General features: G+C 51.4%; 29 protein-coding genes. 25 read left to right on the top strand and 4 right to left on the bottom strand.

Going from position 1 to position 25,632, the window contains the following annotated elements:
* The first annotated feature begins 778 nt into the window (after positions 1–778).
* Positions 779–1,345 carry a helix-turn-helix transcriptional regulator gene (locus ACX9GU_RS22260; RefSeq protein WP_071682413.1) on the top strand — a complete coding sequence of 189 codons (567 nt, stop codon included), beginning with the start codon at positions 779–781 and terminating at the stop codon, positions 1,343–1,345.
* A 399-nt stretch (positions 1,346–1,744) separates the two neighbouring features.
* A complete protein-coding gene (locus tag ACX9GU_RS22255) occupies positions 1,745–2,317 on the top strand; it encodes a helix-turn-helix domain-containing protein (RefSeq protein ID WP_473192947.1) in 573 nt (190 codons plus the stop codon).
* A gap of 103 nt (positions 2,318–2,420) precedes the next feature.
* On the opposite strand, the gene ACX9GU_RS22250 is transcribed toward ACX9GU_RS22255, so the two are convergent.
* Positions 2,421–2,915: a hypothetical protein gene (locus ACX9GU_RS22250; RefSeq protein ID WP_473192946.1), complete on the bottom strand. Its 495-nt coding sequence runs from the start codon at positions 2,913–2,915 to the stop codon at positions 2,421–2,423.
* Positions 2,899–3,681, bottom strand: a complete 783-nt coding sequence (locus ACX9GU_RS22245) for a winged helix-turn-helix domain-containing protein (protein WP_473192945.1) — start codon at positions 3,679–3,681, stop codon at positions 2,899–2,901. The genes ACX9GU_RS22250 and ACX9GU_RS22245 overlap by 17 nt, the downstream gene beginning before the upstream one ends.
* Positions 3,682–4,223: 542 nt before the next feature.
* Between ACX9GU_RS22245 and ACX9GU_RS22240 the strand changes: the two genes are divergently transcribed.
* The 10 genes from ACX9GU_RS22240 (at position 4,224) to ACX9GU_RS22195 (ending at position 12,392) form a co-directional block, all read left to right on the top strand.
* Positions 4,224–4,766, top strand: a complete 543-nt coding sequence (locus ACX9GU_RS22240; protein WP_071682409.1) for a fimbrial protein — start codon at positions 4,224–4,226, stop codon at positions 4,764–4,766.
* A gap of 73 nt (positions 4,767–4,839) precedes the next feature.
* The gene (locus ACX9GU_RS22235) at positions 4,840–5,394 is read left to right on the top strand and encodes a fimbrial protein (RefSeq protein ID WP_071682408.1); all 555 of its coding nucleotides are present in this window, start codon (positions 4,840–4,842) and stop codon (positions 5,392–5,394) included.
* Positions 5,395–5,407: 13 nt separating this feature from the next.
* Positions 5,408–7,918 carry an outer membrane usher protein gene (locus ACX9GU_RS22230; RefSeq protein WP_473192944.1) on the top strand — a complete coding sequence of 837 codons (2,511 nt, stop codon included), beginning with the start codon at positions 5,408–5,410 and terminating at the stop codon, positions 7,916–7,918.
* A gap of 100 nt (positions 7,919–8,018) precedes the next feature.
* Positions 8,019–8,780, top strand: coding sequence for a fimbria/pilus periplasmic chaperone (locus tag ACX9GU_RS22225; protein ID WP_473195232.1), 762 nt, complete (start codon positions 8,019–8,021; stop codon positions 8,778–8,780).
* 75 nt (positions 8,781–8,855) lie between these two features.
* Complete coding sequence (locus ACX9GU_RS22220; RefSeq protein ID WP_473192943.1) at positions 8,856–9,458, top strand: fimbrial protein; 603 nt, start codon at positions 8,856–8,858, stop codon at positions 9,456–9,458.
* A complete protein-coding gene (locus ACX9GU_RS22215) occupies positions 9,451–9,987 on the top strand; it encodes a fimbrial protein (RefSeq protein WP_473192942.1) in 537 nt (178 codons plus the stop codon). Before ACX9GU_RS22220 ends, ACX9GU_RS22215 begins: the two co-directional genes overlap by 8 nt.
* Complete coding sequence (locus ACX9GU_RS22210; protein ID WP_071682403.1) at positions 9,984–10,466, top strand: fimbrial protein; 483 nt, start codon at positions 9,984–9,986, stop codon at positions 10,464–10,466. The genes ACX9GU_RS22215 and ACX9GU_RS22210 overlap by 4 nt, the downstream gene beginning before the upstream one ends.
* A gap of 10 nt (positions 10,467–10,476) precedes the next feature.
* The gene (locus tag ACX9GU_RS22205; RefSeq protein ID WP_473192941.1) at positions 10,477–10,962 is read left to right on the top strand and encodes a fimbrial protein; all 486 of its coding nucleotides are present in this window, start codon (positions 10,477–10,479) and stop codon (positions 10,960–10,962) included.
* 10 nt (positions 10,963–10,972) lie between these two features.
* Positions 10,973–11,518 carry a fimbrial protein gene (locus ACX9GU_RS22200; RefSeq protein WP_473192940.1) on the top strand — a complete coding sequence of 182 codons (546 nt, stop codon included), beginning with the start codon at positions 10,973–10,975 and terminating at the stop codon, positions 11,516–11,518.
* A 52-nt stretch (positions 11,519–11,570) separates the two neighbouring features.
* Positions 11,571–12,392, top strand: coding sequence for an MrpH family fimbial adhesin (locus ACX9GU_RS22195; protein ID WP_473192939.1), 822 nt, complete (start codon positions 11,571–11,573; stop codon positions 12,390–12,392).
* Positions 12,393–12,561: 169 nt separating this feature from the next.
* On the opposite strand, the gene ACX9GU_RS22190 is transcribed toward ACX9GU_RS22195, so the two are convergent.
* Positions 12,562–13,038, bottom strand: a complete 477-nt coding sequence (locus tag ACX9GU_RS22190) for a hypothetical protein (protein ID WP_473192938.1) — start codon at positions 13,036–13,038, stop codon at positions 12,562–12,564.
* Positions 13,031–13,828, bottom strand: a complete 798-nt coding sequence (locus ACX9GU_RS22185; RefSeq protein ID WP_473192937.1) for a winged helix-turn-helix domain-containing protein — start codon at positions 13,826–13,828, stop codon at positions 13,031–13,033. Before ACX9GU_RS22185 ends, ACX9GU_RS22190 begins: the two co-directional genes overlap by 8 nt.
* Positions 13,829–14,221: 393 nt before the next feature.
* On the opposite strand from ACX9GU_RS22185, the gene ACX9GU_RS22180 reads away from it, so the two are divergent.
* The 13 genes from ACX9GU_RS22180 to ACX9GU_RS22120 all read left to right on the top strand — a co-directional run bounded on the left by ACX9GU_RS22180 (position 14,222) and on the right by ACX9GU_RS22120 (position 25,570).
* Positions 14,222–14,893, top strand: coding sequence for a helix-turn-helix transcriptional regulator (locus tag ACX9GU_RS22180; protein WP_473192936.1), 672 nt, complete (start codon positions 14,222–14,224; stop codon positions 14,891–14,893).
* Between the two features lie 160 nt (positions 14,894–15,053).
* Positions 15,054–15,596: a fimbrial protein gene (locus tag ACX9GU_RS22175; RefSeq protein WP_418348705.1), complete on the top strand. Its 543-nt coding sequence runs from the start codon at positions 15,054–15,056 to the stop codon at positions 15,594–15,596.
* A gap of 41 nt (positions 15,597–15,637) precedes the next feature.
* Positions 15,638–16,216, top strand: coding sequence for a fimbrial protein (locus tag ACX9GU_RS22170; RefSeq protein ID WP_473192935.1), 579 nt, complete (start codon positions 15,638–15,640; stop codon positions 16,214–16,216).
* A gap of 18 nt (positions 16,217–16,234) precedes the next feature.
* Positions 16,235–18,769: an outer membrane usher protein gene (locus tag ACX9GU_RS22165; protein ID WP_473192934.1), complete on the top strand. Its 2,535-nt coding sequence runs from the start codon at positions 16,235–16,237 to the stop codon at positions 18,767–18,769.
* A gap of 14 nt (positions 18,770–18,783) precedes the next feature.
* Positions 18,784–19,539, top strand: coding sequence for a fimbria/pilus periplasmic chaperone (locus ACX9GU_RS22160; protein ID WP_473192933.1), 756 nt, complete (start codon positions 18,784–18,786; stop codon positions 19,537–19,539).
* Positions 19,540–19,613: 74 nt separating this feature from the next.
* The gene (locus ACX9GU_RS22155) at positions 19,614–20,048 is read left to right on the top strand and encodes a fimbrial protein (protein ID WP_473192932.1); all 435 of its coding nucleotides are present in this window, start codon (positions 19,614–19,616) and stop codon (positions 20,046–20,048) included.
* Between the two features lie 14 nt (positions 20,049–20,062).
* Positions 20,063–20,545: a fimbrial protein gene (locus ACX9GU_RS22150; RefSeq protein WP_473192931.1), complete on the top strand. Its 483-nt coding sequence runs from the start codon at positions 20,063–20,065 to the stop codon at positions 20,543–20,545.
* A gap of 9 nt (positions 20,546–20,554) precedes the next feature.
* Complete coding sequence (locus ACX9GU_RS22145; RefSeq protein ID WP_473192930.1) at positions 20,555–21,085, top strand: fimbrial protein; 531 nt, start codon at positions 20,555–20,557, stop codon at positions 21,083–21,085.
* Positions 21,086–21,146: 61 nt separating this feature from the next.
* Positions 21,147–21,941, top strand: a complete 795-nt coding sequence (locus ACX9GU_RS22140) for an MrpH family fimbial adhesin (RefSeq protein ID WP_473192929.1) — start codon at positions 21,147–21,149, stop codon at positions 21,939–21,941.
* Positions 21,942–22,530: 589 nt separating this feature from the next.
* A complete protein-coding gene (locus ACX9GU_RS22135; protein ID WP_473192928.1) occupies positions 22,531–23,202 on the top strand; it encodes a tyrosine-type DNA invertase in 672 nt (223 codons plus the stop codon).
* 404 nt (positions 23,203–23,606) lie between these two features.
* The gene (gene fimA / locus ACX9GU_RS22130) at positions 23,607–24,155 is read left to right on the top strand and encodes a type 1 fimbrial major subunit FimA (protein ID WP_368444224.1); all 549 of its coding nucleotides are present in this window, start codon (positions 23,607–23,609) and stop codon (positions 24,153–24,155) included.
* A gap of 78 nt (positions 24,156–24,233) precedes the next feature.
* Entirely contained in the window at positions 24,234–24,776 is a 543-nt protein-coding gene (locus ACX9GU_RS22125) for a fimbrial protein (protein ID WP_368444223.1), read from the top strand.
* A gap of 110 nt (positions 24,777–24,886) precedes the next feature.
* Positions 24,887–25,570 (top strand): fimbria/pilus periplasmic chaperone, encoded by a 684-nt coding sequence (locus ACX9GU_RS22120; RefSeq protein ID WP_438272631.1) that lies wholly within the window; start codon positions 24,887–24,889, stop codon positions 25,568–25,570.
* Positions 25,571–25,632: the final 62 nt, after the last annotated feature.

Genomic DNA, 25,632 nt, shown 5'->3' with positions numbered 1-25,632 from the left:
TGTCCTGTAGGGCAGCTCGGCGGCGGTGTACTTTTGGGCCGCGCTTTTGGGATTGCAGGCTGACGGGATTTTATCTCAACTTGTCATGATAAACGGCCGTTTACCCACAACAGTATTTTATTTGTGAATAGCAAAATCAAAGCTATAAATTTAGCTTTGATTTTTCTTGGGCATCCCGATGAGTAATTTATTTGCTGGGGTTTTTGTGAATGCCTAGGCGTTATGATATGGCTGTTCACCAGTAGATTAAATGGGAGTTTTCTCTTTATTTCTTCCTATTGTCTTATATTTGGCTGAATTTTATTAAGATTTAAGCTATAAGCGATTATAAAATATGAGAAAGATCTCTATGTCATTTTTTGATTATTGCAAGAAATTAAATTTATTGACGATAATAATTTTATAAGAATATACTGATATGGCTGGGTGTTAAATGGCCTATTGTTTGTATGACTTTATCCAGGGTTAGACAATGAAATTGGTATGCTTTGAATGGAACGATTAAATGAAAGGTAAAGCGGCTATAGGGCAATGGTATCTGCCCTGATCTCCCTATAGTCGCAGCAGCAGATGCAGCTTCCACATAAATAGCACCAAGTTGAGTGAGAGGATGTTGCTCTTGCAAACCTGTGCTGGAGATTATTTCGGTTTGCTCTGCCCATTGTATTAGGACCTGGATATTTACTAAAGACGATGTTGGGTCGCCAGCGATTGGCACTCATGAAATCAGCACGTTCCAAAATGGATGGATTATTTTTACCAGGAGGTAAGTATTCCAATGACTCTAATAGACTCAAATTATTCCTGTGCCTTCAGCAAAATTACCTTTAAATCGCTTATGGAATCCTTAAAGTGTGAGCCAACCCCAGCCTTGCGTTATGGTGAGGGGTCAATCGCTTTTGTTGATGGGGATTCGGTTAATATCTACAGCGTAGTCAAGTCGGTGTACGAGTTACGCAAGAGCTGCAAGGTCGTTTATATGGTTACGTTGCTGTCAAAAGATAAAGACTGTTCCTCAGTGATTCGGCATTTATCTGATTACGTGGTGGATAAAAAAATCACCTATGGCGATCTGGAAAAGTTGATCAGACACATGGTGACGGCAAAACCCAAGGTTTTAGCGGATAATGTTTTTGGCGATGTCTGGGGGGACATCCTGAAGTCTTCTCAGAAGGAGTATCTGGTGTTGAAGTTGCTGTTGGATGGTCACAGCCAATACCAGATCGCCAAAATGTTAAATTTATCGATAAAAACCATCAGCGGCTATAAGGTTAAGGCGATAAAAAGGCACGGGGCAAGAAATTTCAACGAGCTCTACATGTTAAAGCTAAGCAATAATGCTTGATATCACAGCATCCATGGCGTTGACGTTAAGCTGTAGGATGACTTGTTGCTGAATGTCACCGTGATTAAGTGGTGTTAAGCTCTGAAGGAATCAATAATAAACTTAAAATTTAGCATTTAAACCTATAAATAACGCAATCGCAGTTATAAATAACTGCGTGGTAACTTTTCCTGTAACTTGAGGCTCAGATTGATGTGGGGCGCAATTTGCCGGGGGTACGGCCTGGCAGGCGCAACATCAATCTTGAGCAGTAACGATAAGTTCAGTACCAGGTAGACATCGACAAACCCTTAAGGGGTGAGGTCTCTGACGTCGATTAACCATGAAGAAGGCTATCCTGGATAGCCTTGGGCCTGGTACTTCACCAAATCCAAGTATTATTTTTGCAGGAAGTCACTCATGTATTTATTTGACACGAATTATCCTTGCCCTTTAAATAAGGTCGCCTTCGATTCAATTATCGACTCCTTAAATGCTGAGCCAAACTCAAGCTTACGTCATGATGAAAGTTACGTTGCTTTTGTTGACGGAGACTCAACCGATATATACAGCACCATAAAGCAGATTTACGGCCTGAAAAAGGAAAATAAAACGATTTATGTGATCACGCTGCTTTCCAAAGGTAAAGAGTGTTCTGCGATGGTTAAGCATTTATCCGACTTTATCGTCGATAAGAAAATTGCCTATGCCGATCTGAAAAACCTGGTCCGAGTTGTGGGCTCAGCGCAGCCCAAGACGGTAACGGACAATATCTTTGGTGATATTTGGGGGGAGGTCCTGAAGTCGTCGCAGAAGGAGCACCGAGTATTAAAGCTATTAGTGGAGGGATACTCACAATCACAGATAGCCAAGATGCTGCATCTGTCGATAAAAACGGTCAGTGGCTATAAGGTCAAGGCGGTAAAACGGCATGGGGCAAGAAACTTCAATGAGTTGTACATGCTTAAGTTCGGTAATAGTCATGTGCAATAAACCGCTAAACACCGGTGCGATGGCGTTGGATGCTATCCTTCAGCCACCGCACTCGCCGAACGGGTGGGGAGATCGCTTTACTGTTCAGTCATGAATTGGCCTGTTATTCACTATGGATGCACATCATCACTGGCGAAAAGTCATTCCACAATAAATAGCCATCGCCTACTTCGGTGATCCTCAGTTGCCTGGTTTTCACCGAAAAATCAATAATGGACTGGTTAAACAATTTATTCGGCATATTATCGCTGGCATTTTTATTGACAGCTACCATCTGCAAGGAGAGGTAGCCATCACCTACATAACGATATTCAAAGTTGACGTTACGCAGAAGATTATACTTTACCGCGCCAGCGCTATCCCTGACCGTAGCTGAGATATGCATTCTCCCATGGCTTACACCATCAATGTGCAAACTCATGACGCCCTGGGTTTGCAAGTCGCTCTGTACCAGGAAAAAGGCGGCACAGCTCACTTTTGGGCCTTTCTCGGTAACGAAAAATTTATGCATCAGGAAGTTGAATAACAAGGCTGTCGCGACCAAGGTGAGGGCAACCAACCCGATGAACTTGCCTGAGCGATTATTTTGCAAAAGCATAGACGGCCTTACAGTCAGAGAAATGAGACAGGGTATGATCACTATTGGTGCAGCGGGTTATGAATGCTCTGCCGGACTGTTGGTAGGTATAGTGTTCGCCTGAGTGAAAAATGAACACCTCATTGTTAACGCACGGAGCATGCGCAGCAGCCAACTCTTCGGCCAGTTTTTCCTTGCGTGCAGCGACGTCAGGCGAGCTAGCGCTAAGCGCATAGAGAGGGCAGGTCGCTATATTGCCAATTTTATACAACGTAGACTTCGGGAAACTGTAATCCAGGCGGCCAGTAGCGGAACGGAAAGGTTGTAGAACCACTAAGGTTGAGATGATCAAGCTGATGGCGAGCAACGAGGGCTTATACCATCTTTGTAGCCTGGATTGCTCTTTAGCTGGCGGCGTTTCGGTTCCCGCACTTGCTACGTTCTGCTGAGTCTCTTGACTGCGAGACACCATGTCCCCGGCGATAAAGAACCCGACTCGAGGAAGGGTTTTTATGATCTCTTCGTCACAGCCCAATTCGATCAATGACTTACGGATCAGCGAGATGTACTGATTAACCGAGTTATTCGACGGTTCCAGGCCATACTTATCCCAAATATTATTGAGCAGCTCTTCTCTACTGACCATCCTATCGGCGTTTTCCAGCAGGTAACTGAACAGCCGGGTAGGAATGGTGGTGAAGGTGAGCCTTCTGTCGGGCTGTGCGATGTTCCACATCGCCCCGTCTTCGCTTCTGAACGCAATCATATTGAAAATCGTAAAGACCATTACCCCCCCTTATAAGTTACGGCCTGATGGGTCATCGATCGGTCAATCTACTCTGCTACCAGGCCGCAGTACAGAGCCGCATCCTCTCTGCTGATTATAGTGCATCCCCGCGGCCAACGGTTTCGACCTTGAAACTTCATTTGTTATATATAAGTAACTACAGACAGAAAAAGTTGCAAAAATGTAAATGACGAAAGCGCGGGATGTCTATCGTGCGGGAAGAAATCTATAGCAGCAAATTTTAAAATGCATTTTTTTTGATTATTTTAACCACCCGTTCAGTTTATTTCAAACACAGTGAATTAGACATTTCCTAGTCCATACAGATGCTTGCGACTACGTCTGTAGGATGCTCTTATCTTTATAAGACAGTAAGAGAAAACATAGAGGAACGTCCTATATCTCTATTTTTGGCTGGCGGTATTATAGCGCCAATCCTAAGCAACGGCATTATTGTTGGGTAGTGATAAAAGGCGTGGCAGTGTATTTCACAGTCCGCCTAACATTTTAGTTAATATATTTAAATCATAGGAACGGATTTCATGAAAGTTAAAGCAATTGCAATGATCATTGGCGCATCCCTGATGGCTAGCACCGCTTACGCCGCTAACCAAGGCGAAGGCAAAATCACCTTCACTGGTTCAATCACTGATGCACCTTGCTCTATCGCTGCGGGTTCACTGGATCAGGTTATCCCATTGGGTGCTGTGTCTAACGTTGCTCTGGCTGCTAATGATAACACCGGTGTTTCTACACCAGAACCTTTCAGCATTGAACTGAAAGATTGTGTCATTGCTACTGCTGGCACCAAAGATAAAGTCACTGTGACCTTCACCGGTGCAGCTTCTTCATATGACTCTAGCAGCCTGGGCCTGATCGGTACTGCTGAAGGTGCTTACATCCTGATGTCTCAGGCTGACGGTGCCAAAGTGGCTCTGAACACCCCTACCGCAGCTCAGACTGTAGCTAACGGCACCAACAACACCCTGAGCTTCACTGCAGCTCTGAAAGGTGGCGGTGAAGACGCTGTGATCAAACCAGGTAGCTTCCAGGTTCCAACCAACTTCGTACTGACCTACCAGTAAGTTTGTTGCGTAATGCTGAACAACCTGCGGCGGTACTGCCGCAGGTTTTTTTTGCGACCCATGGAGTCGGTTAATGAAATGGACTTATGACGTTTCACCTTGTGTGGTGCCTTCCCTGCTGATGTGTTGTGCCCTGGCGTTTTCCGGGAGTGCATTTTCCGCTGATGTGCTGGGGCAGGGGCGCGTCAGCATGGAAGGCGCCATTGTAGAGACGCCTTGTGCAATTGAAGTTGGGGACCGTGACCAGAGTCTGGTGATGGACACTCTCCCGGTCAGCCAACTGATCCGGGATGGTCGCGGGCCAGAAAAAGAGTTTGTTATTCACCTGAGAGATTGTGTGCTGGCTCGTCTTGACCCGAAGGCCGCCAACTGGAAGCACTTTGTTGTGGCTTTCGATGGTGACAGCGACAAAGGTCACTTTGGCCTCTCGGGGGAGGCACGTGGTGTGGCTCTGATGATACGCGATCCGCATGGCACGGTGGCGGCACCGGGGAGTGCTTTGCGTGCTGGGGACATTTCTCCGGGAGAGATGCAACTGCATTACACCCTGAGCCTGGTGGGTAACCAACAGACGTTGCGGGCAGGGGCTTACAGTTCGGCGATACGGTTCAGAATGGATTATTACTAAAGGGACTCTCTACATGGTGCGTTATTTTTCCCGCTCCCTGCTTGCCATCTTGTGTCAGGCCAGCCTTGGCAGCAGCGTATTGCTCGGTGCGGTGAGCGTGGCCCAGGCAAAAGATATCCAGTTCAACACGGATGTCCTGGATCTCAAGGATCGTGACAACATTGATTTAGGCCAGTTTTCGCACCAGGGTTTTATTCTGCCGGGTACTTATGACCTGGCTCTGAGCCTGAATAACCAGGTGCAACCCGCACGCCCGATAACGTTCTTGCCGCCGGAAGACGATCCGAAAGGCAGCCAGGTGTGTCTGAGCAAAGAGATGGTGGACCAGTTGGGTCTGACCAAAGCCGCACTGGCCGGGCTGACCTGGTGGCATCAGGGCGAGTGTCTGGATCTGGCTAGCCTGGATGGGCTTCAGGCTCGTACCGATCTCGGTACCAATACGCTGTACCTGAGTATTCCGCAGGCTCATCTGGAATACAGCAGTGCGAACTGGGATCCGCCGTCGCGCTGGGAAGAGGGGATCCCTGGCATGTTGCTGGATTACAACCTGAATACTCAGGTTCAACGCCAAAACCAGAATGACACTCAGGATTACAACCTCAGCGGTAATGGGGTGGCAGGAGCCAACCTGGGGCCATGGCGATTGCGGGCCAGTTGGCAGACCAGGTTCGACCATCAGAGCGATTCGGCAAGAGAGAATACCCGCAGTTTTGACTGGACACAGTACACCGCCTACCGGGCGATTGCACCGTGGCGCGCCAAGCTGACGTTGGGGGAAGATTTCCTGAATTCCGACATCTTCGACAGCTTCCGTTTCACCGGGGGCAGTCTGGTCTCGGATGACAACATGTTGCCGCCGAACCTGCGGGGCTATGCGCCGGAAGTTACCGGTGTGGCACGCAGCAACGCCAAGGTAGTCATTAGCCAGCAGGGCCGTGTGATCAAGGAAGTGTTGGTCGCCTCCGGGCCATTCCGTATTCAGGATCTCGATAGTGCGGTCTCTGGTGCATTGGATGTGCGGGTTGAAGAAGCCGATGGCAGCGTGCAGAACTTCAAGGTCGATACTGCCACCATTCCGTATCTGACTCGGCCAGGGATGGTGCGTTTCAAGCTGGCGGCAGGTCGTCCATCCGACTTCCAGCATAAGGTCAATGGCCCTATGTTTGCCACGGGTGAGTTCTCCTGGGGCGTGAGTAACGGTTGGTCGCTGTACGGCGGCGGGCTGGGCGGGGATGAATACTCGGCCCTGTCACTGGGGATTGGGCGCGATTTGATGGCGTTGGGTGCCGTGTCTGCGGACGTGACGCAGTCTCGGGCTCGGTTACCGGGTCAAGATACTCAGCAGGGGGGCTCTTACCGCCTGAGCTACTCGAAGCGCTTTGATGATACAGGGAGCCAGGTGACCTTTGCCGGTTATCGGTTTTCAGACAGTGGCTTTCTATCCATGGCGGATTATCTGAGTGCCAGGGACACCCACGACGGAGTGGCGTCGGGACGCAGCAAGGAGATGTACACCGTGTCCTTCAGCCAGCAGTTTGAATCGCTGGCGATGAGCGGGTACCTGAATTACAACCACCAGACCTACTGGAATCAGGCCACCAGCGACCGTTATGACCTGACGGTGGCGCGTTACTTTGACATTGGCCGTTTCCGTAACGTCAACCTGTCGCTGACGGCGTACCGCAACAACTTCAGCAACACCAAGGATGACGGCATGTATCTGTCGCTGTCGTTGCCGTGGGGAAGCAGCGGGATGCTGGGCTATAACGGCTCTTATGCTGCGGGTGACAATACCAACTCGGTGACCTATTCCGATCGGGTCGGTGATACCGACAACTATACGGTCCGGGCTGGGATGGCGAATAGCGATGCTGATTTCAGCGGCTATTACTCACACCGTGGCACCCTGGCACAGGTGAATGGCATGGCCAGTTACCGCTCCGGGCAGTATAGCTCGGCAGGGATGTCGATGTCGGGCGGAGCTACCCTGACGGGTGAAGGCGGCGCTTTACATCGTACATCGATAATGGGCGGGACGCGGATGCTGGTTGATACCGATGGCGTAGCAGGAGTGCCGGTGGGCGGTTATGGCAACACGGTCAACTCCAATAGCTTCGGTAAAGCGGTGGTAACGGATGTGAACAGTTATTACCGCAACAGCGTACGTATCGACGTAGACAAACTGGCGGACAACGCCCAGGCCACCGGCTCAGTGCTGCAAGGCACGCTGACCGAAGGGGCCATTGGCTATCGTCACTTTGAAGTCGTGGCAGGTGAGAAGGCGATGGCGGTAATACGTCTGGCCGATGGTTCGGTGCCGCCGTTCGGTGCCACGGTGCTGAACGCCAAGCAACAGGAAACCGGCATGGTGAACGATGCGGGCAACGTCTACCTCAGCGGTATCAAGCCGGGTGAGACCATGACGGTACATTGGAACAATGCCGAACAGTGCCGCATTACGCTGCCGAAAGAAATACCGGCGGGCATGACCGCCAACCTGCTGTTGCCTTGTGTAAAGGGGTAACGGCAGCCAATTGAACCCATTGAACAGTAAGGGCGTCATCGCCTGCCGGCTTAAGAGCCCGCAGGGATGACGTCCGATAGGAAGAGTATAGGTAATGATGATGAAAAGATTTTTTGCGATGAGCCTGTTGGCTGGGGCCGCAGTGGCCACCCTGGTTCCGTCTGCACAGGCGGCTATTTCCCTGGATCGGACCCGCGTGGTGTTCCCAGGGAATGAAAAGTCGGTGAGCCTGACCGTGCGCAATCAGAACCCTGAATTGCCTTATCTGGCACAGGGCTGGCTGGAAGACGCACACGGCACCAAGCTGGAAGGGAACAGCGCGTTTACCGTGCTGCCACCGGTACAGCGTGTCGAACCCAAAGGGCAGACCCAGGTAAAAATCCAGGCAACGCCGGGAGCCAACATGTTGCCACAGGATCGCGAATCGCTGTTCTTCTTCAACCTGCGGGAAATCCCGCCGAAAAGCGACAAGTCGAACGTATTGCAGATAGCGCTGCAGACGCGCATCAAGATGTTCTATCGCCCGGCGGCACTGGCCGAAGAGGCGACCAAACAGCAGGCGACACCGTATCAGGAAAAACTGACGCTGAGCAAAAATGGTGACCAATACACCGTCAACAACCCAACGCCGTATTTTGTGACGTTGATTGGTGCCAGCGCCAAGAAAGAAGGCGACGTGGTGAAAGGTTTTGAACCGGTAATGGTACCACCAAAGGGTAGCGTCAAGCTGGGCGGCAGTGCGGCGGCGTTAGGAGCGACCCCGGTGCTGGTGTATGTCAACGACTACGGCGGTCAACCGGCGCTGACTTTCAAATGCAGTGGCAGCAGCTGCCAGGTGGATGAAAGCAAGCGCGACAAATAATCACCCGGCATCAGTGGTGGTGATGGGCGGTGCCCAGCGGGCATGAGCCGTGACGGAAGAACAAGGAAAACAATCATGGAAAAGAGAAGACTGCCCGGCAAGACGGCAAAGTACTCCGTCCTGAGCAGCATGGTATTGGCTGCCCTGCTTACCCCGATGGCACAGGCCGCAACGGGGTTGATTGACGGTGAACACGGCGTGCTGCGCGTGTCGGGGGCGCTGACCGAAAGCGCCTGCCGCCTGGAGATGAGCAGTGCCGATCAGTCGGTCGAGTTGGGGGATGTGGGAACGGGTCGCCTGCAACACGTGGGCGATCGCGGAACGGCGGTGGCGGTACAACTGCGTTTGCAAGATTGCATGCGCAGCGCGGCCCACAATCGTGACCAGCAGGGTAACCTGACCTGGAGCACCAACCAGCCTGCGGTGTCGTTGACCTTTACCGGCGTGCAGGATAACTACGAACCCAATCTTTTCCTGGCTCGCGGTGTGGGTGGTATGGGGCTGCGCCTGACGGATGCCTCTCGCCGTGACGTCGTGCCGGGGTTGGCAGGACAACCGCAGTTACTGACACCGGGCAGCAACGTGCTGACCTACTATATCGCGCCGGAGCGCACCGGGGCGCCGCTACAAGCGGGCGCGTATCTGGCCCATGTCAACTTCAGGCTGAGCTATGAATAGGTTTATTAATCGGCCCAAGGGCAGCTCCGCTCTCCAGAGTCTTTGGCGTACCGCTATCGGTACGGTAGGGGGCCTGGCGTTATGCCTGTCTGCGGTACAGGCCAGCAACCAGCTTGCGCTCACCATCAAGGGGATCGTGATGACGGGACCCGGTTGCCTGGTGAATGGCGACACCGCGATTGATGTGAAATTTGGCAATGCCTTACAGACCACCAGCATTGATGGCATTAACTATGCCACGCCGGTGCCGTTTTCCCTGAGCTGTACCGGCAATCCGGCGAGCCTGCGCCTGCGGTTCCAGGGAACGGTCAGCGGCTTTGATTCTGACGTGTTGGCAACCAACTTTGCGGATCTGGGGATCAAGCTGTTGAAACCGGACAGCAGTGCGTTAGCGCTGGGTGAATGGTTTACCTTCGGCTATTCGGCCACGCCGCCTGCAATCAGTGCCGTGCCGGTGAAACGGCCGGGGTCCACTCTGCCGGGTGGGGTGTTCAACAGTACGGCAACGCTGCTGGTGGAGGTGTTATGAAGCAGATAACCGCAGTATGGCCTGTCCTGGCCCTGGCGATCGCTCTGGGTAGCGCGTTACCTGCGCAGGCCGTAGACGTTAAGTTCAGCGGCACCCTGGTGGTGCCACCGCCTTGCGTGATTAACAGCAACAGCGATATTTCCGTGGATTTTGGCAACGATATGCTGGCCGGGCGGATAAATGGGGTGAATTACGAACAGCCCATCACTTATACGTTGGACTGCACTGAAGCGACCTCTGCCACGTTGAAACTGCAATTTCAGGGCGGTGGCGCAGGTTTTGATGCCAGCGTGCTCGCGACCAGTAAAGCCGATCTGGGCCTGGAACTGCGCAGTGACGGCGTCAAGCTGCCGATGAATACCTGGCTCAATTTTACCAACCCGGCTCGTCCGGTGCTGACGGCCGTTCCGGTCAAAGGTAGCAGCCTGAGTGGCGGGACCTTTACCGCAGCGTCGACGCTGGTCGTGGATTATCAGTAAGGGATGACAGATGAAAGCAAAATATGTCGCGCTTGCCGCAGGGCTAGCCATGATGGGCCTGATCGCTCAATCGGCGCATGCCGTGCAGGTAAATTTTAGGGGCGGTCTGGTGGAGGCGTTGCCTTGTACCATCAATAACGGTGAGCTGATCGAAGTAGATTTTGGCGACAATCTGGTTATCCGCAATCTTGATGGGGTGCGCTACAGCAAGCCTGTGCCTTTCCAGATCGACTGCAGTGACGCAGGGGCGGTTCGGATAGGTCTACATGGGGCAGTCTCCAGTTTTGATATTGCGGCTATTCAAACCAGCCTACCGGGATTGGGGATTCGCATGAAGATGGGAGATGGGACTCTGTTTTTGGTGAACAAGTATCTCACTGACGTTGACCAGCAATCTCTACCGCAGTTGTTCGCGGTACCGGTAGCAAATTCGGCGCAGCCACCGAGTCCGGGAGCATTTGCGGCGCGAGCCACGCTGCTGGCCGAATATCAATAGGAGCCGTTTGATGAAGCAATGGCAAGCATTACCACGGATCGGTCTGGCACTGCTGTTGACCTGCCCGTCTTTATTCTGCGCATCGGCGCAGGCGATCGAGAACGTGGAATTCAGAGGTGCTCTGGTGAATGCGCCCTGTACCCTGCGTCCAGGTGACGAGGCCATAGAACTGAACTTTGGCACGCTGGTAAACAAGTATCTGTACACCAATCCGCGTACGCCTAGCCAGCCGTTCGCGCTGCATCTGGATGATTGTGATACGGCGGTAGCAACGGGAGTGAAGCTGACGTTTATGGGCACCGAGAGCACGGCATTGCCAGGGCTGTTGGCGCTGGATGCTGCCAGCGTGGCCCGCGGAGTGGCGGTGGGGATGGAAACAAGCGCTGGCCAGGCATTGCCGCTCAATGTCCAAGGCTCCACCACGCCACTGACGCAGGGCAACATGACGATCGCGTTGCAGGCCTACGTGCAGGCAGAACCTGTGGCCAAGGCCAACCAAGGGATAGTTGAGGGGGCATTTACGGCCACGGCAACCTTTGCGCTGGAGTACCAGTAGCAAGCCGTGCCGCCGGATAGCGGCCCTTTCCTGAAACCGAGATTTGAGAAATATGTACAACACCGTGAAACGAATGAAATCGCTGATTGCTTTACTCTGCCTGACGGCCAGTCCGTCCAGCTATGCTGCGTTTACCATCACCAGTGCGCAATTCGACCCAACCACACTAGAGATGTTCTTCACCTATACCGACGGTGTTGAACAATACAATACGGCTAACATCCGCCCTGCCACAACCTCGTTCTTTGACGTGTGTGTGACCAGCAGGAATACCGGATGGAATCCCTATGCCACTGATACCTATTGCGCCTTTAGTTATTATACTTCCGCCTATGCCAAGAATTACTATTACTGGGCGGATTTCCAAAAGGAATTAATGAAGAGAACGGGGCTCGGATCGGGGGGAAGCTGGAAGGGCAAGGCTACCAGGGTCAATGCGAACACAGGAACTGCTCGTACCTGCGTTGTCTATGAAGGTCCCAACAGCAACAATGCAAGGCTGACAACGTCGTGCGTCAATACGGTTCTCAGACCCTTCACCACGGGGTGTGATATCACCGGGCCGACGGTTCTTGACCATGGTCTGGTGGACAGCACTGCTTTTGATGGGAATACCGCCAGCCTCACGGCGACGATATCTTGCCCGACGCCAGCCAAGGTTGTCATAACTTTACCCACGCTATATGACAACACCGTCAATTTCTACAATGGGATAAAATCGACTATCACCGTCAACGGTGCGAAATTCCCGCCGCCAATTACCATTAATGGTTCGGTAGATGTGCAGATTGAATCGACTCTCGCCCCCACGGGGAGTACCGTCAAGGCAGGCGCGTTCAGCGGGTCTGCGGTTGTTGTGGTGGATGTGCTGTAGATAAGCCGTACCACATCACGGCGATGTCATCACCGGAGGAAAGAGACTCTTTTCTCCGGTTTTTTGTTTTTGTCATTCGATCCCAGCGTTAAAGAGTGTCCTCCCCAAAGCGAAACTCGTTTACATCAAACAGCCCTTTGCTGGTCACCCATCCCCGTATCGCAGTATTTCACTTACGTGCACAGTAAAATGACGGCACCTGTCCGGTAGAAAAAACGTACCCTTCTTTGGTGGCAGGGTAAGCGGTGAAGTCGAACTTCAGCCCCGGTTCCAGGTAAAACAGAGGGAGGTAACGAGCGAGATCTTTGCTGTCACTGTTGTCGGCCGGTGTGGTCACCGCTGAAATTGACTTAAGATGATAAACTTGTTTCATCTGATTGAAATCAAAATAGCTTTTTCTGCTGACGCTAGTGGTCTTGTCGCCTTGCTTCAGGGTTCCCTTCAGACTGGCGATGCCATGACTACCTTGGAAGATAAAGTTGACCATGAGGGCCAGCTCCGCATCATCTTTATGAACCAGCAGCATGGCCTCGCAGTTAAAATGTGTTTGCTGATATTGGCTATAGAGGCGGTATGCCGCCAGCGCGAGCAACAGGAACAACAAAGCGACTAGTGTAAATACGCCGAGCCGTTGGGGCTTATTCATGATGCTGCCACTCCAGATAATATTCAGAAATACAGAGATTCTTGGTTCCTGCAGCAAATGGCCATTCGCAGCGAATGACTGAGGCTCGTGGAACCAATGGATTGGCGGTAAAGTAGACAACTTCCTGTTTTTTGCAGGTGAAGTTGTTCTGCGCAATAAATTGCATGTAGGACTGCAACGATGTCTGGCCGCTGTGGAGATAAACCGAACACTGCTCTATATTCCCTACGAAGTTAAAGTCAGAGAAAAAATTCTTGTGCCCTGAGCTATTCCACGCAGTGAACAGACCAATAGCGACACAAAAAGAGAGACCAAGCAATATTGCCCACGCATATCGAGGCCGAGAGGATGCAATTTTATCCACTTTGCTGGGTGTTAGCGGTGGGTTTTCCTCCACAATAGGGGGTTCTTCGGCAGAGGCTGTACGCGTGCCCGGTATTATTCTTGCTACCGGAACCATTGAGGGAACGGTAAGGCCCTGGCGGGGCACTGTTTTTATTACTGCTTGCTCATAGCCGGCAAGCTTTAACCCTTTACGTAACATAAGGATGTTTTGGTAAAAGGTATTGTTAGACACCTCTAAACCATTCTTTTGCCATCCGGCTTCAAACAGATCCCGCTGCGGAACCAGTTCACCTTGTTGGCTTAATAAAAGCTGAAGGCAGCGTGAGGCTGCGATAAATAGCGTGATTTTCTCACCGTTGACGCGAGAGTAAAGCAAGTTTTCCTCAGGCCAGAACTCAACGCTGTCACCGATGAGATAATAATAACCGTTACAGTTACTAGTCATTTCGTTTACTTCCTTGTTCAAAATCACGAGCGTTATTAAAGCAAAAAACAGTGGATGGCATACAATTTATTAAATGAGATTTTTCTTGTTGATTATTAAAGCATCGCCATTGAACCGCCTGGAGTCAGGCGGCTTCTGGTCTTGCGCTATAAAACCTAGCAAGATTTTTCTGATTAGTAAATTGATTAATGTCTATTAATGCTCAAATATAACGCTCTAGGCATCTTCTTAAGGTTGGTTGATCTTAAGTGAAATTTTTCACAATTCTTTGATTTAATTGATTTTTATGTATTACACAAATGAAATTTAACGGGTTGATATAAATTGATTATGGCATTTTTGCGTCGACCGCTAACATGCATCCAACTTTTCAGCGATAGTGGCGGGAAGCAGATGTACGATAGCCGATATGGATTTGGCGATAAGTTTTGTAGTGTTATGGATGACGGGCGAAATGTGAGCGAATATAATTTTGATTATCATGGTGAAGATATCACTGAGATTTCGTTCCATATATCCAGCAATAATAGCTACTTTTTACAAGGTATCAGATGTAGCTTGCTTAAGTTACAGCAACAGCATAGTCATATTGCCTTTGAGCATTCGATATCGGATGGTTCGGCACGTAGTGCATTGTTGATTAGCGAAATGATACGTGAAAAGAAAAGCCGAACGTTGATGGTGGTGATTGCCAGTACTGCGTTATTAAATATATTGTCGCTAAGCATTGAACAACGCAACAGAAACCGGGTTGTTTTTATTGCGGCCAATGAGTGCTCGCATGCACTGCTGAAACAGATTGCCGATTCACCAAATACAACATGGGCAAAACGCGACAAGTTTATCCCTAAGGGGACCTTGGCTGCATTAAGCAACAGAGAAAAGCGGATTTGCTATTATCTTTTTCGCGGTTACACGCCAAAAATGATCGGTGCGATTTTAGGAATTAATATTAAGACGGTCAGCAGTCATCGCGTGTCCGTTATGAAGAAAATTGGTTGCACCAATAAGATAGGCTTGTATAAGACCTTGCGGGTCTATTACGGTACCAGCGTAGAGGGCTGACCGTTATAACCTACTTTGCGTGCCCGAGGTATAAAAAATGAAGCACGTCCCCATTGGATAATGGGCGGGCGCTTCATGTTTTTTTGCAGTCCCCAGACCATGTTTGACATGGATGGTTATTAGTCGTTTATATCAATTTATTTAATAAAGGAATAGAAATATGAAACTGAACAAATTCATGGTTGCCGCAATCGCTTTGGGTTTTGTTTCTGCTGCCAATGCTGCACCAAAGGACGCGGGCCATGGCACAATCGAATTCTACGGTTCCATCATTGATGCACCTTGCTCTATTGCTCCAGGCGATGACAACCAGCGTATCCCAATGGGCCAGATCGCTAACGTGGCACTGAAAGACGGCGGTAAATCTACCCCTGAAAACTTCTACATCCACCTGGAAAACTGTGATGCATCTACCCTTAAAACGGTAACCACCACTTTCACAGGCCCAACTTCTGCGGGTAACGCCGATCTGCTGGGCATCACCGGTACTGCTCGTGGCGCTAGCCTGGCTATCACCGATGGTAGCGGCACGCTGATCAAACTGGGCCAGGCAACTGCTCCACAGGGCATCCAGGATCAAACCAACATCCTGAACTTCTCTGCTTACCTGCAGGGCGACATGGGTGCAGACGGTAAAACTGCTGCAGAAATCGTCCCGGGCGACTTCAGCACCACCACTACCTTTACCCTGGCTTATCAGTAAGTTTTAAGCGGTTAAACGGTCACACATGCGGGGAAACCCGCATGTTTATTCTTAAGGTCATGGTGTCGAAGGGAATTAACAGCGTGAACAAAATGGAATATATCGTGGCGAGTTGCCTGCTCAGCGCTCTGTTTAGCGTAACCGCAACGGCGGATACGTTTTTGGGACGGGGCCGTGTCGTCATGGAAGGCAGCATTATTGAAACTGCCTGCGCCATTGAGATGAGCAGCCGTGAGCAAGTGATTGAGATGATCACCGTTCCTGCGTCACAGATTGCTCATGATGGGCAAGGTATCGCTAAACCTTTTGTCATTCGCTTAATTAACTGCACCTTGCCACGCTTCGATCCCACGATGCCCGATTGGCAGGCATTCCGCGTGACCTTTGATGGTTTGAAGGATGGCGCCTTGCTGGGTATTGAAGGCGAGGCCCAAGGCGTTGGGCTACAGATCAAAGACCAATCCGGCAACATCGCTTTACCCGGCGTAGCTATGCCCCTGGCAGAGTTAAGTTCCGGAGATAAGCTGCTGCAATACACCGTAAACCTGTTGCCGAACCACCAGATACTGCGAGCCGGTGAGTACCGTTCCACCGTGCGTTTCAAAATGGATTATTACTGATAAACGGAATTTTTATCGATGGCCAAACCTGTTGCGAATTCTACTTTCCGACTGCGCGGATTGTGGGTCTGTATTGCTTTATCGCTGGGAAGCCCGGTTTATCTTACGCATGCCGCAGATGATATTCAGTTCAATACCGATGTGTTGGATATTAAAGATCGGGAAAATCTCGATCTCAGTCATTTCTCCCGTGGCGGTTATATTATGCCAGGGACTTACACCATGGCGGTGTTTCTCAACCGGCAGCAAATAGCGGAGCGTTCAATCACCTTCGCGCCCTCTAAAGCAGATCCTAAAAGCAGCGAACCTTGCCTGACGCCTGAACTGATCGAGTTGTTTGGCCTGAGAGACAGCGTGCTCAAGGACATTGTCTGGGAAGACGATGGGCAATGCCTCGATCTGCAAAGCATTTCAGGATTGACGGTACAGGGCGATTTGGCGACTTCATCCCTGCAGCTCAGCGTGCCGCAAGCCTATCTTGAATACAGTTCTGAGGATTGGGATCCGCCTTCCCGTTGGGATAATGGCATCACAGGTGCGTTGTTTGACTATAACCTGAATTTCCTGACCACACGCCAGCAGCACCAGGATCAGGCCTATAACCTGAGTGGTAATGGGACCACCGGCGCCAACTTTGGCCCTTGGCGTCTGCGCGCGGATTGGCAGTTGCAGATGAGGGATCAGTCTGGCACCAACGGCGAAAACAGCCTGGACTGGAGCCGTTATTACGTTTATCGCGCCTTACCCAAGCTGCTTGCTCGCCTGACGCTGGGGGAAAACTTTCTCAATTCCGATATTTTCGACAGCTTCCGTTTCACCGGCGTTACGCTCAATACCGATGACAACATGCTGCCACCTAACCTGCGCGGTTATGCCCCGGAAGTGAGTGGCGTCGCCAAAAGCAATGCCAAGGTGACCATTAGCCAGCAGGACCGTGTGTTGTATGAAACTCAGGTCGCCCCAGGCCCGTACCGTATTCAGGATTTGAACGATGCGGTTTCCGGCCAGCTGCAGGTTCGCGTTGAGGAGCAGGATGGCAGCGTGCAGGAGTTTACCGTGAACACCGCCAGCATCCCTTATCTGACGCGTCCAGGTTCGTTGCGCTATAAACTCGCGGCAGGCCGGCCAAGCGATTGGAAACACAACGTCAGCGGGCCACTGTTCTCCACCGGCGAATTCTCCTGGGGGGTTAGCAACGGCTGGTCACTGTACGGTGGCGGCGTGGGGAGCGACGACTATAACGCGTTGGCGCTGGGGGTTGGCCGCGATCTGATGATGCTGGGTGCACTGTCGTTCGATGTCACCCAATCCCGCGCTAATTTGCCGCAGGAAAGCTCGTTGTTTGGTAACTCTTATCGCCTCAGTTATTCCAAGCGTTTTGACGATTATGACAGCCAGGTGACGTTTGCCGGCTATCGCTTCTCCGAACGCAACTTCATGAACATGAGTGAATTTTTGGACGCACGGACTACCGGTTACCGCACCCAGAGCAGCAAGGAGATGTACACCGTTACGTTCAATAAGCAGTTTGTCGAGCTGGGCCTGAGCACGTTTATCAACTACAGCCACCAGACCTATTGGAACGACAGTGCCAACGATCATTACAACCTTTCGCTGGCGAGATACTTCGATCTGGGCAAGTTCAAGGATCTTAACCTCTCGTTGACCGCCTATCGCAACAAATTTAACGGCACCAACGACGACGGCATGTATCTGGCGATCAGCATTCCCTGGGGGCACTCCAGTTCCATCACCTACAGCGGGTCATGGGATCGCAATGAAAATACTCACCAGGTGGGTTATTTCGGCCGGGTGAATGACGCCGACTCCTATCAGATCAGTGCAGGCGCTGCTCGCCAAGGCGCGGTTGCCAGCGGTTACTACACCCATTTGGGCAACGACGCGCAAGTGAGTGCCAACGCGGGTTATCAAGCCGGGCGTTCCAGTTCTCTGGGCCTGATGCTGCAAGGTGGGGTGACGGCGACCGGGGAGGGCGTGGCTATGCATCGGATTGGCATGCCAGGCGGAACGCGCATTTTATTGGATACCGACGGAGTCGCAGGCGTTCCTGTGCGCGGCTATGGTGCCACCACCTTATCCAACCGCTTTGGTAAAGCCGTGGTGTCCGATCTCAACAGCTACTACCGCAACCAGGTCAGTATCGATCTGAACGCGCTGGACGATAAGACCGAGGCGCTCAGTTCGGTGCGGCAGGCGACATTGACCGAAGGGGCGATTGGTTTACGGCGTTTTGAAGTGGTGGCTGGTGAAAAAGCGATGGCGGTGGTTCGTCTGGCTGACGGGTCATCACCGCCTTTCGGTGCCACGGTACAAAATAGCAAGCAACGGGACGTTGGCATTATCAACGATGACGGCAGCGTTTACCTGAGTGGTATTCAGCCCGGTGCCAAGATGACCACCAGTTGGAATGGTATCACCCAGTGCGAAATAACGCTGCCAACGCATATCCCACCGCAAGGGACACAGAATTTACTGCTGCCTTGCCGGCCAATCGCCGCAGGGGAAAATCCGGAAACGGAAAACAGAAGCTGAACGGAAAAAGACTGATGAAATTAACGACCACACATTTATTAACCGCTGGTGCCTTGCTGCTGGCCATCCTTACCTCACAGGCCAATGCGGCGATTGCCCTGGATCGTACCCGGGTGATTTATAACGCTTCCAGCAAGTCTGTCAGCATGAACGTCAGCAATGAAAACAAACACCTGCCTTATCTGGCTCAGGGGTGGATTGAGGATGAGCAGGGCAACAAGATCACCAGCCCGCTGATCGTTTTGCCTCCGGTGCAGCGTATTGAGTCTGGTGCCAAAAGCCAGGTGAAAGTGCAGGGGCTGCCTGCTTTGCAGCAATTGCCGCAGGATCGTGAATCGCTGTTCTATTTCAACCTGCGTGAAATTCCACCGCGCAGCGACAAGCCGAATACGCTGCAAATTGCGCTGCAAACACGCATTAAACTGTTCTACCGCCCGCAGTCGATTGAACCGACCAAGGAACAGATGAGTACGCCGTGGCAGGAAAAAATGACGCTGACGCGCCAAGGCGATCGCTATGTGATCAACAACCCAACGCCGTATTACATCACTATCGTTGAGGCGAGCACCACTAAAGGTGGCCAGAGCGCCAAAGGGTTTGTTCCGTTAATGGTGCCTCCTAAATCCAATGCAACGCTAAGTGCCAGCGTCAGCGCTTTAGGTAGCGCGCCAGTGTTGACCTATGTGAATGACTTCGGTGGCCGCCCAGAACTTATTTTCCGCTGTGCGGGTGATACCTGCCAGGCAGCACCTGGCAAACGTAACTCATAGCCTAAGCGCAACAGAGGTGAACTATGCCGTGGAAAACGTCGACGGGATTTGCAGGTTTGATACTGGTATTGGGCATGTCAGCGGCCGTTGCCGAGACGTCCCAGCTGACTATCTCGGGCAATATTATACTGCCGCCGCCCTGCGTGATTAACGGGGATCAAACCATCATAGTGGATTTTACCAACGAGGTGTTGACGACCCGGGTTGATGGTATCAACTACCGCCAGCCGGTGCCTTACACGTTGCAGTGCTCGGCAGGCAATACCAACGCGTTAAAAATGCAGATCAAGGGCACGGACGCCAATTTTGCTGGCGCTCTGCAAACTTCGAAGGGCGATCTGGGGATCGCTTTATCAAGTGACGGCCAGGCAATGCCGGTCAATAGCTGGCTGAATTTCACGTTGCCGGATCAGCCAAAGCTGTTTGCCACCTTAGTGAAGCGCCCAGGGGGGACTCTCACCGCTGGCTACTTTACCTCGGTAGCCACGATGGTGGTCGACTACCAGTGAAACGGGAGAAAGGAATGAGATCGGTTGCAGGGATGTCGCTATTGCTATCGTTTGCTCTGCTGGCCACCAGCCCATTGCAAGCGGCAGAAAATATGGGCTTTAGCGGAACGTTGATTGAGCCACCTCCTTGCCAGGTGAACAACGGCAAAGACCTCGACGTGCCTTTTGACCGCATCGGCGTCAATAGCGTGGATGGGGTGAAGCACCGCAGGCAGGTTGATTATGTGTTGGACTGTTCGGCGGGCTCTGCCTGGAGCATGGTGCTGACGTTGATCGGCCCAAGTGCCGCTTTTGAGCCGGCAACGCTACAGACCAATATTGCCAATCTGGGCATCAAAATTTACCAGAACGGCGAGCCGTTTGAGCTCGGTACGCCTATCTCTATTGACCCGAAAAATCCACCGATGTTGGAAGCCGTGCCGGTTAAAAAACCGGGCACCGAGCTGACAGAAGGGGCATTTGAAGTCACGGCGACGCTGCTTGCGGATTACCAATAAGGAGCTGATATGCGGCAAATACTGAGACCTCTCTGCGCCACCGTAGCTCTGCTAGCGCTGAGCCAGGGCGTGCAGGCGGCAAACATGCGCTTGCACGGCACGCTGGTGGCGGAACCTTGCATCATCCCCCCGGGTGAAGAAACCATTCCGCTGGGTTTTGGTACGGTGATCGACAAACAGTTGTATCACAATCAAAGAACCCGTAGTTGGGAGTTCAAACTGCACTTGAGCAACTGCGATCAGACGTTGAGCAAATCGGTGCAGATCACCTTCACCGGGGTGGAAAACCCCGCCTTGCCGGGATTACTGGCGCTTGATGCCTCCAGCCAGGCATCGGGCATTGGTATTGGCGTTGAGACAGAAAATGGCAATCCTGTGCCATTAAACCAGTTAGGCACTCATCGCTACCCGTTAGCGGCGGGGGACAACTATCTGCGCATGATGGCCTATGTGCAGGGCGAGCCAGACGCGATTACCAACCGAACCATTAACCGCGGCCCTTTCAGTGCCAGCATGACCTTTGCATTGACCTATGACTAGGGGCTGACGCCGCTTGGCCTAAGGCCTGATCCATAAAAGTGCAGAGCAATAAGGAACACAGATGAAGTTAATAGGGACAGTATGGCTGAAAAAAGCCGCCATAATCGTTGGCCTGTTGATGCCCGTATACGGTTATACCGCCGGGATCGATGTGAGCTGGACGGGACCAAAGCAATTGACCATTAGCGCCCAGCCTGATGGTATCGGTGGCTACACCACGCTGTGTAAAACCGGCAAGACGGTCAACTTTTACGCGATATTGAGTACCACCACGGGGATGTACCAACGCTTTGTGGTGTCAGCTCCGGGGGTAGCCAGCGGCAACTGTAGTGAGGTTTTGGCGAAAGTACTCCCTATCAGGTATACCTTGCAAGGCAATGAAACGAATTTCTTCGGGCTGGGTCAAGAAATTGGCAAACGTCCTGCTGATGGTCCGACCATGAACGTTTCTCTCGAACATAGCAGCGGAACCGGCGATGGTTGGAAACCCCAGCCACCGCCGGGCCCCGCCTGCTCACTGGTGGGCACTTCGGTAGACATCAGCTATGGGGATATTAAGGCCGCTAGCGTGCCAGGATTGAAAAAAAGTTCGGACTTGTACGTTAAATGCACTGCCAGCGCCACGGTTAAAGTCACGCTGATCGGCTACACCTCTAGCGGTATCAAGCTGCGTGCGGATGGTTCACTGACGGCGGATGTACTGGTGCGTGACCAGCCAGCCAATCTCGGCAGCCTTGAGAAGATCGCGGCGAACCAAACGATGAACATACCCATCTCTTCGGTGTTGAAAGTGAACGGTAATCTGGCGGGGGGCGTTTTTAGCGGTTCGGCAGTGATCAATGTGGAGATTCAGTAACGTTCTTTCCTGACAACCTCAGCCTGCGTTTGGCGGGCTGATGCCCTCAGCCGTTTCCGAGCTGTTCCACCCTCGCCAACCGGGCGGGTTATTATTCCCGATTCTCTGGCTTCCTTTTATCTGAGCTTGCCAATCAATAAGCAGGGTAAATGTAATTAGCTAATGTATTAGCGCTAAGGCTATGTGACATTCTGACCGGTTAAAAATAACATGATGAACAAATGATTAGCAAAATAGCGTGGCGGTATTTTCATCTTATTACAAAATTTAAAATTCAATTTAGCTAATTTTTGTCTAGCAGGGTGATTAGGAGAAACCTTGTTTAGGCTAGAAGTGGCAGGCCAGCTCTGGCCTTGTTCACAAAACGCACTTTTAATGAGATAAATCTTATGCTTGTAGGTGGCGGAAAATAACCCGTTAAATTTTTATGGTCTTGTTACTTTTTTAGTTTTAGCCAGCGGGTGGGTAAATCTATTTTTATTTGGTAATCCTTCATCACAATAGGCTATGCTTTAAACAATCTGTCAGCGGCAGATTTTATTAATTCTTGAGCGAGTAATATCCAGCCTAATTGCAATAGGAGTTTTTTGTGGCACAACGTAAATTTCTCACTCTCACCGAGGTTAACAACCTGATGAGTGCTGCCCGGAATAAACAGACCGGGGCACGGGATAGTTGCCTGATCCTGCTCGCTTTCCGCCACGGGTTTCGTATTAGCGAGTTGTTAAACTTGCGCTACCACGATCTTGAAATGGTGGAAGGACGGATAAATATTCGTCGGCTTAAGAATGGATTCTCCACCGTTCATCCCTTGATGAGCGATGAATGCAAGGCGATTATGGAGTGGAATCAGGTCAGGGCGCAGTGGAAGCCTGCGGTGGATCCGGACATTGTATTTATCTCCCAGCGGGGAACCCAACTCTCGCGCTGCCAGGCTTGGCGGATCATCCGGGAAGCGGGTCAGCTGGCAGGAACCTCCACCCATACGCATCCCCATATGTTACGCCATGCCTGCGGCTACGAACTGGCGGAAAGGGGCACTGATACCCGCTTGATTCAGGATTATCTGGGGCATCGCAACATCCGTCATACTGTACGTTATACCGCCAGTAATGCCGCACGCTTTGCAGGGATTTGGGAATGGAACAACTTGATTAGAAAGGATTTTATGATAAATAAACGACAAGAAGATGAAACATTTGGGGCTAAACTGTTGCTAATTCTTAAACGAACAGTAGGAATTTGCAATACCTCATATTAGAATAATCCTTATTTTTATATTATCGCCATGATAAATAAAGTTATTTTTTAGCCTCCTCGATTAGCTATCCCCCATCTCTGTTTGTTGCCCCTGGCACAGCCCTTGAACTGATAAATGTTAAATAACCAAAAATCACAATTAATTATTAATTGCAAGGTTTTTTGCTTTTTGTTTTGATTTTTATCCGTAAAATTCAGCTTATTTGTCCGTAATTATTTGATTAATCATTTTTTTATAGGGTGCAACAAAATAGCCCCAAATGTCTCATGTTGCTGGCGAAAACTGAACGGAATAGGGAGGTCCGGCCGTGAGTAGAAATGAAGTCTGTGCGGTTGCCCGCCAGGGGAATCGACCTCCACACTTTTTCATGGTTATGAAACATTATGTGTTCAAAGGAAAATAGTATGAAAATCAAATCACTGGTTGCTGGTATTGCCGCGGTTCTTTCTCTGGCTGGCGTCGCTAATGCGGCAACGGTTACTACCGTCAACGGTGGCCCTATCCATTTTAAAGGGGAAGTTGTTAATGCGGCTTGTGCCGTAGATGCCGGTTCTATTGGCCAAACAGTGCAATTAGGGCAGGTTAAAACGACTTCACTGGCTGCCGCTGGTGATGTCAGCTCCACTATCGGGTTCAACATCCAACTGAATGATTGTGATTCAACCGTTGCTACCCAGGCAGCTGTTGCTTTCACCGGCACAGCGGTTAACGCTACCTATCCTACCGCGCTGGCCCTGCAAGGTTCTGCGGCGGGTAACGCAACCAACGTCGGCGTTCAGATCCTTGATCGCACCGGTACTGCGTTAGCGGTTGATGGCGCTACCTTCAGTGCGGCTACTACGCTCTCTGATGGCACCGTTACTGTTCCATTCCAGGCTCGTTATATCGCTACCGGCGTAGCCACTGCTGGTATTGCCAACGCTGATGCGACCTTCAAGGTGCAGTATCAGTAAGCTGAATTAGCTTATCAAGGATGATGATGACAGGCCAGGGAGGCCTGATTTTCAGCTACCGGAGGCAAGGAGCGTGCGATGTGGAGAATGGGAGCGGGACTCCTGCTAACCCTGCTGTTGGTGGGGAAGGGCGTTGCTGACGATCGTTGGGAGGAACAACCTCTCGGTGGCCTGATGCGCTTTCAGGGTGAAGTGATCGCTGAAACCTGTTCGGTGGAAACCGGAGATCGCAACTTGACGGTATCGATGGGGAATATCACCACCGACCGGTTTCGTATGCCTGGCGATGAGGCCGATCCAGTCCCCTTTGATTTACATCTGCAGAACTGCACTACCGCGGTCAGCCGTAACGTGGGAGTGATGTTCCATGGCATGGCAGACAGCAATAATCCGCAGGTGCTTTCTGTTGGTGACGGGCCTGGTGTCGCCTCTGGCGTAGCCGTGGCGTTGTTCGACGACAGAGGCCGATTTATTCCACTCAATACCGCGCCGCGGTACTGGGTGCCGTTGCAAGAGGGGCCGGTGATCCTGCATTTCGTAGCGAAATACCGCGCCACCGGACAGCCGGTGAACAATGGTTTGGCTAACGCTCAGGCCTGGTTCGCACTGACTTATCAGTAGGCCTTGGCCGCAAGATGCAAAGTAATAGCGCTGTGAATGCTTGGCCCCTGGCCACGCAGTGTTATGGAAGTCAGATCCTGATGGACGAGGTAAATGTGAGAACAATTACGATGGTTGGAAAGGTGATGTCCGTGCTGCTGCTGTTGGCGGCGGGGCATGTGGGTATGGTAAACGCCGGAGTTGGCCTGGGTGCGACCCGGGTGATCTATCCTGCCGATCAGAAGCAGGTGACTTTGGGAGTCAGCAATAACGATGAGAAAAGTACCTATCTGATCCAATCCTGGGTAGAAAACGCCGATGGCCAAAAAGACGGTCGGCTGATTATTACGCCACCGTTATATTTGATGCAGGGAAAAAAAGAGAACACGCTGCGCATTATTGATGCGACTAATCAAAGCTTGCCGAAGGATCGGGAAAGCCTGTTCTGGGTTAACGTCAAAGCGATCCCCTCACTGGACAAATCACGCCAGGATGAGAACACCCTGCAATTGGCTATTACCAGCCGTATCAAACTGTTTTATCGCCCCAATGGGCTCAGTATTGCGCCAGACAAGGCACCGGAGCAGCTGCGCTTTAAACGTAGCGGCAAAGAGCTGACGATCGTCAATCCTACCCCCTATTTCATCACGCTGAGCGAGTTGAACGCCGGCACGCGGCAGTTGGCAAACACCATGGTGTCGCCTATGGGATCGACCAATGTAGCGCTCCCCGCCGATGCAGGCAGCACGATTTCCTATCGGACGATCAACGATTACGGTGCCCAAACGCCGGTATTCAAGGGTGTGATGCAGTAAGGCCTGGAGCCGCCATCCACTTCATCAAGCTATAACCAGATAAATCAGGCAGCCGGGCGACC

This window comes from Serratia sp. K1WW1, from assembly GCF_055790865.1.
The sequence above is the reverse complement of the archived record's forward strand: the minus strand, read 5'-3'. Positions and strand labels throughout refer to the sequence as shown.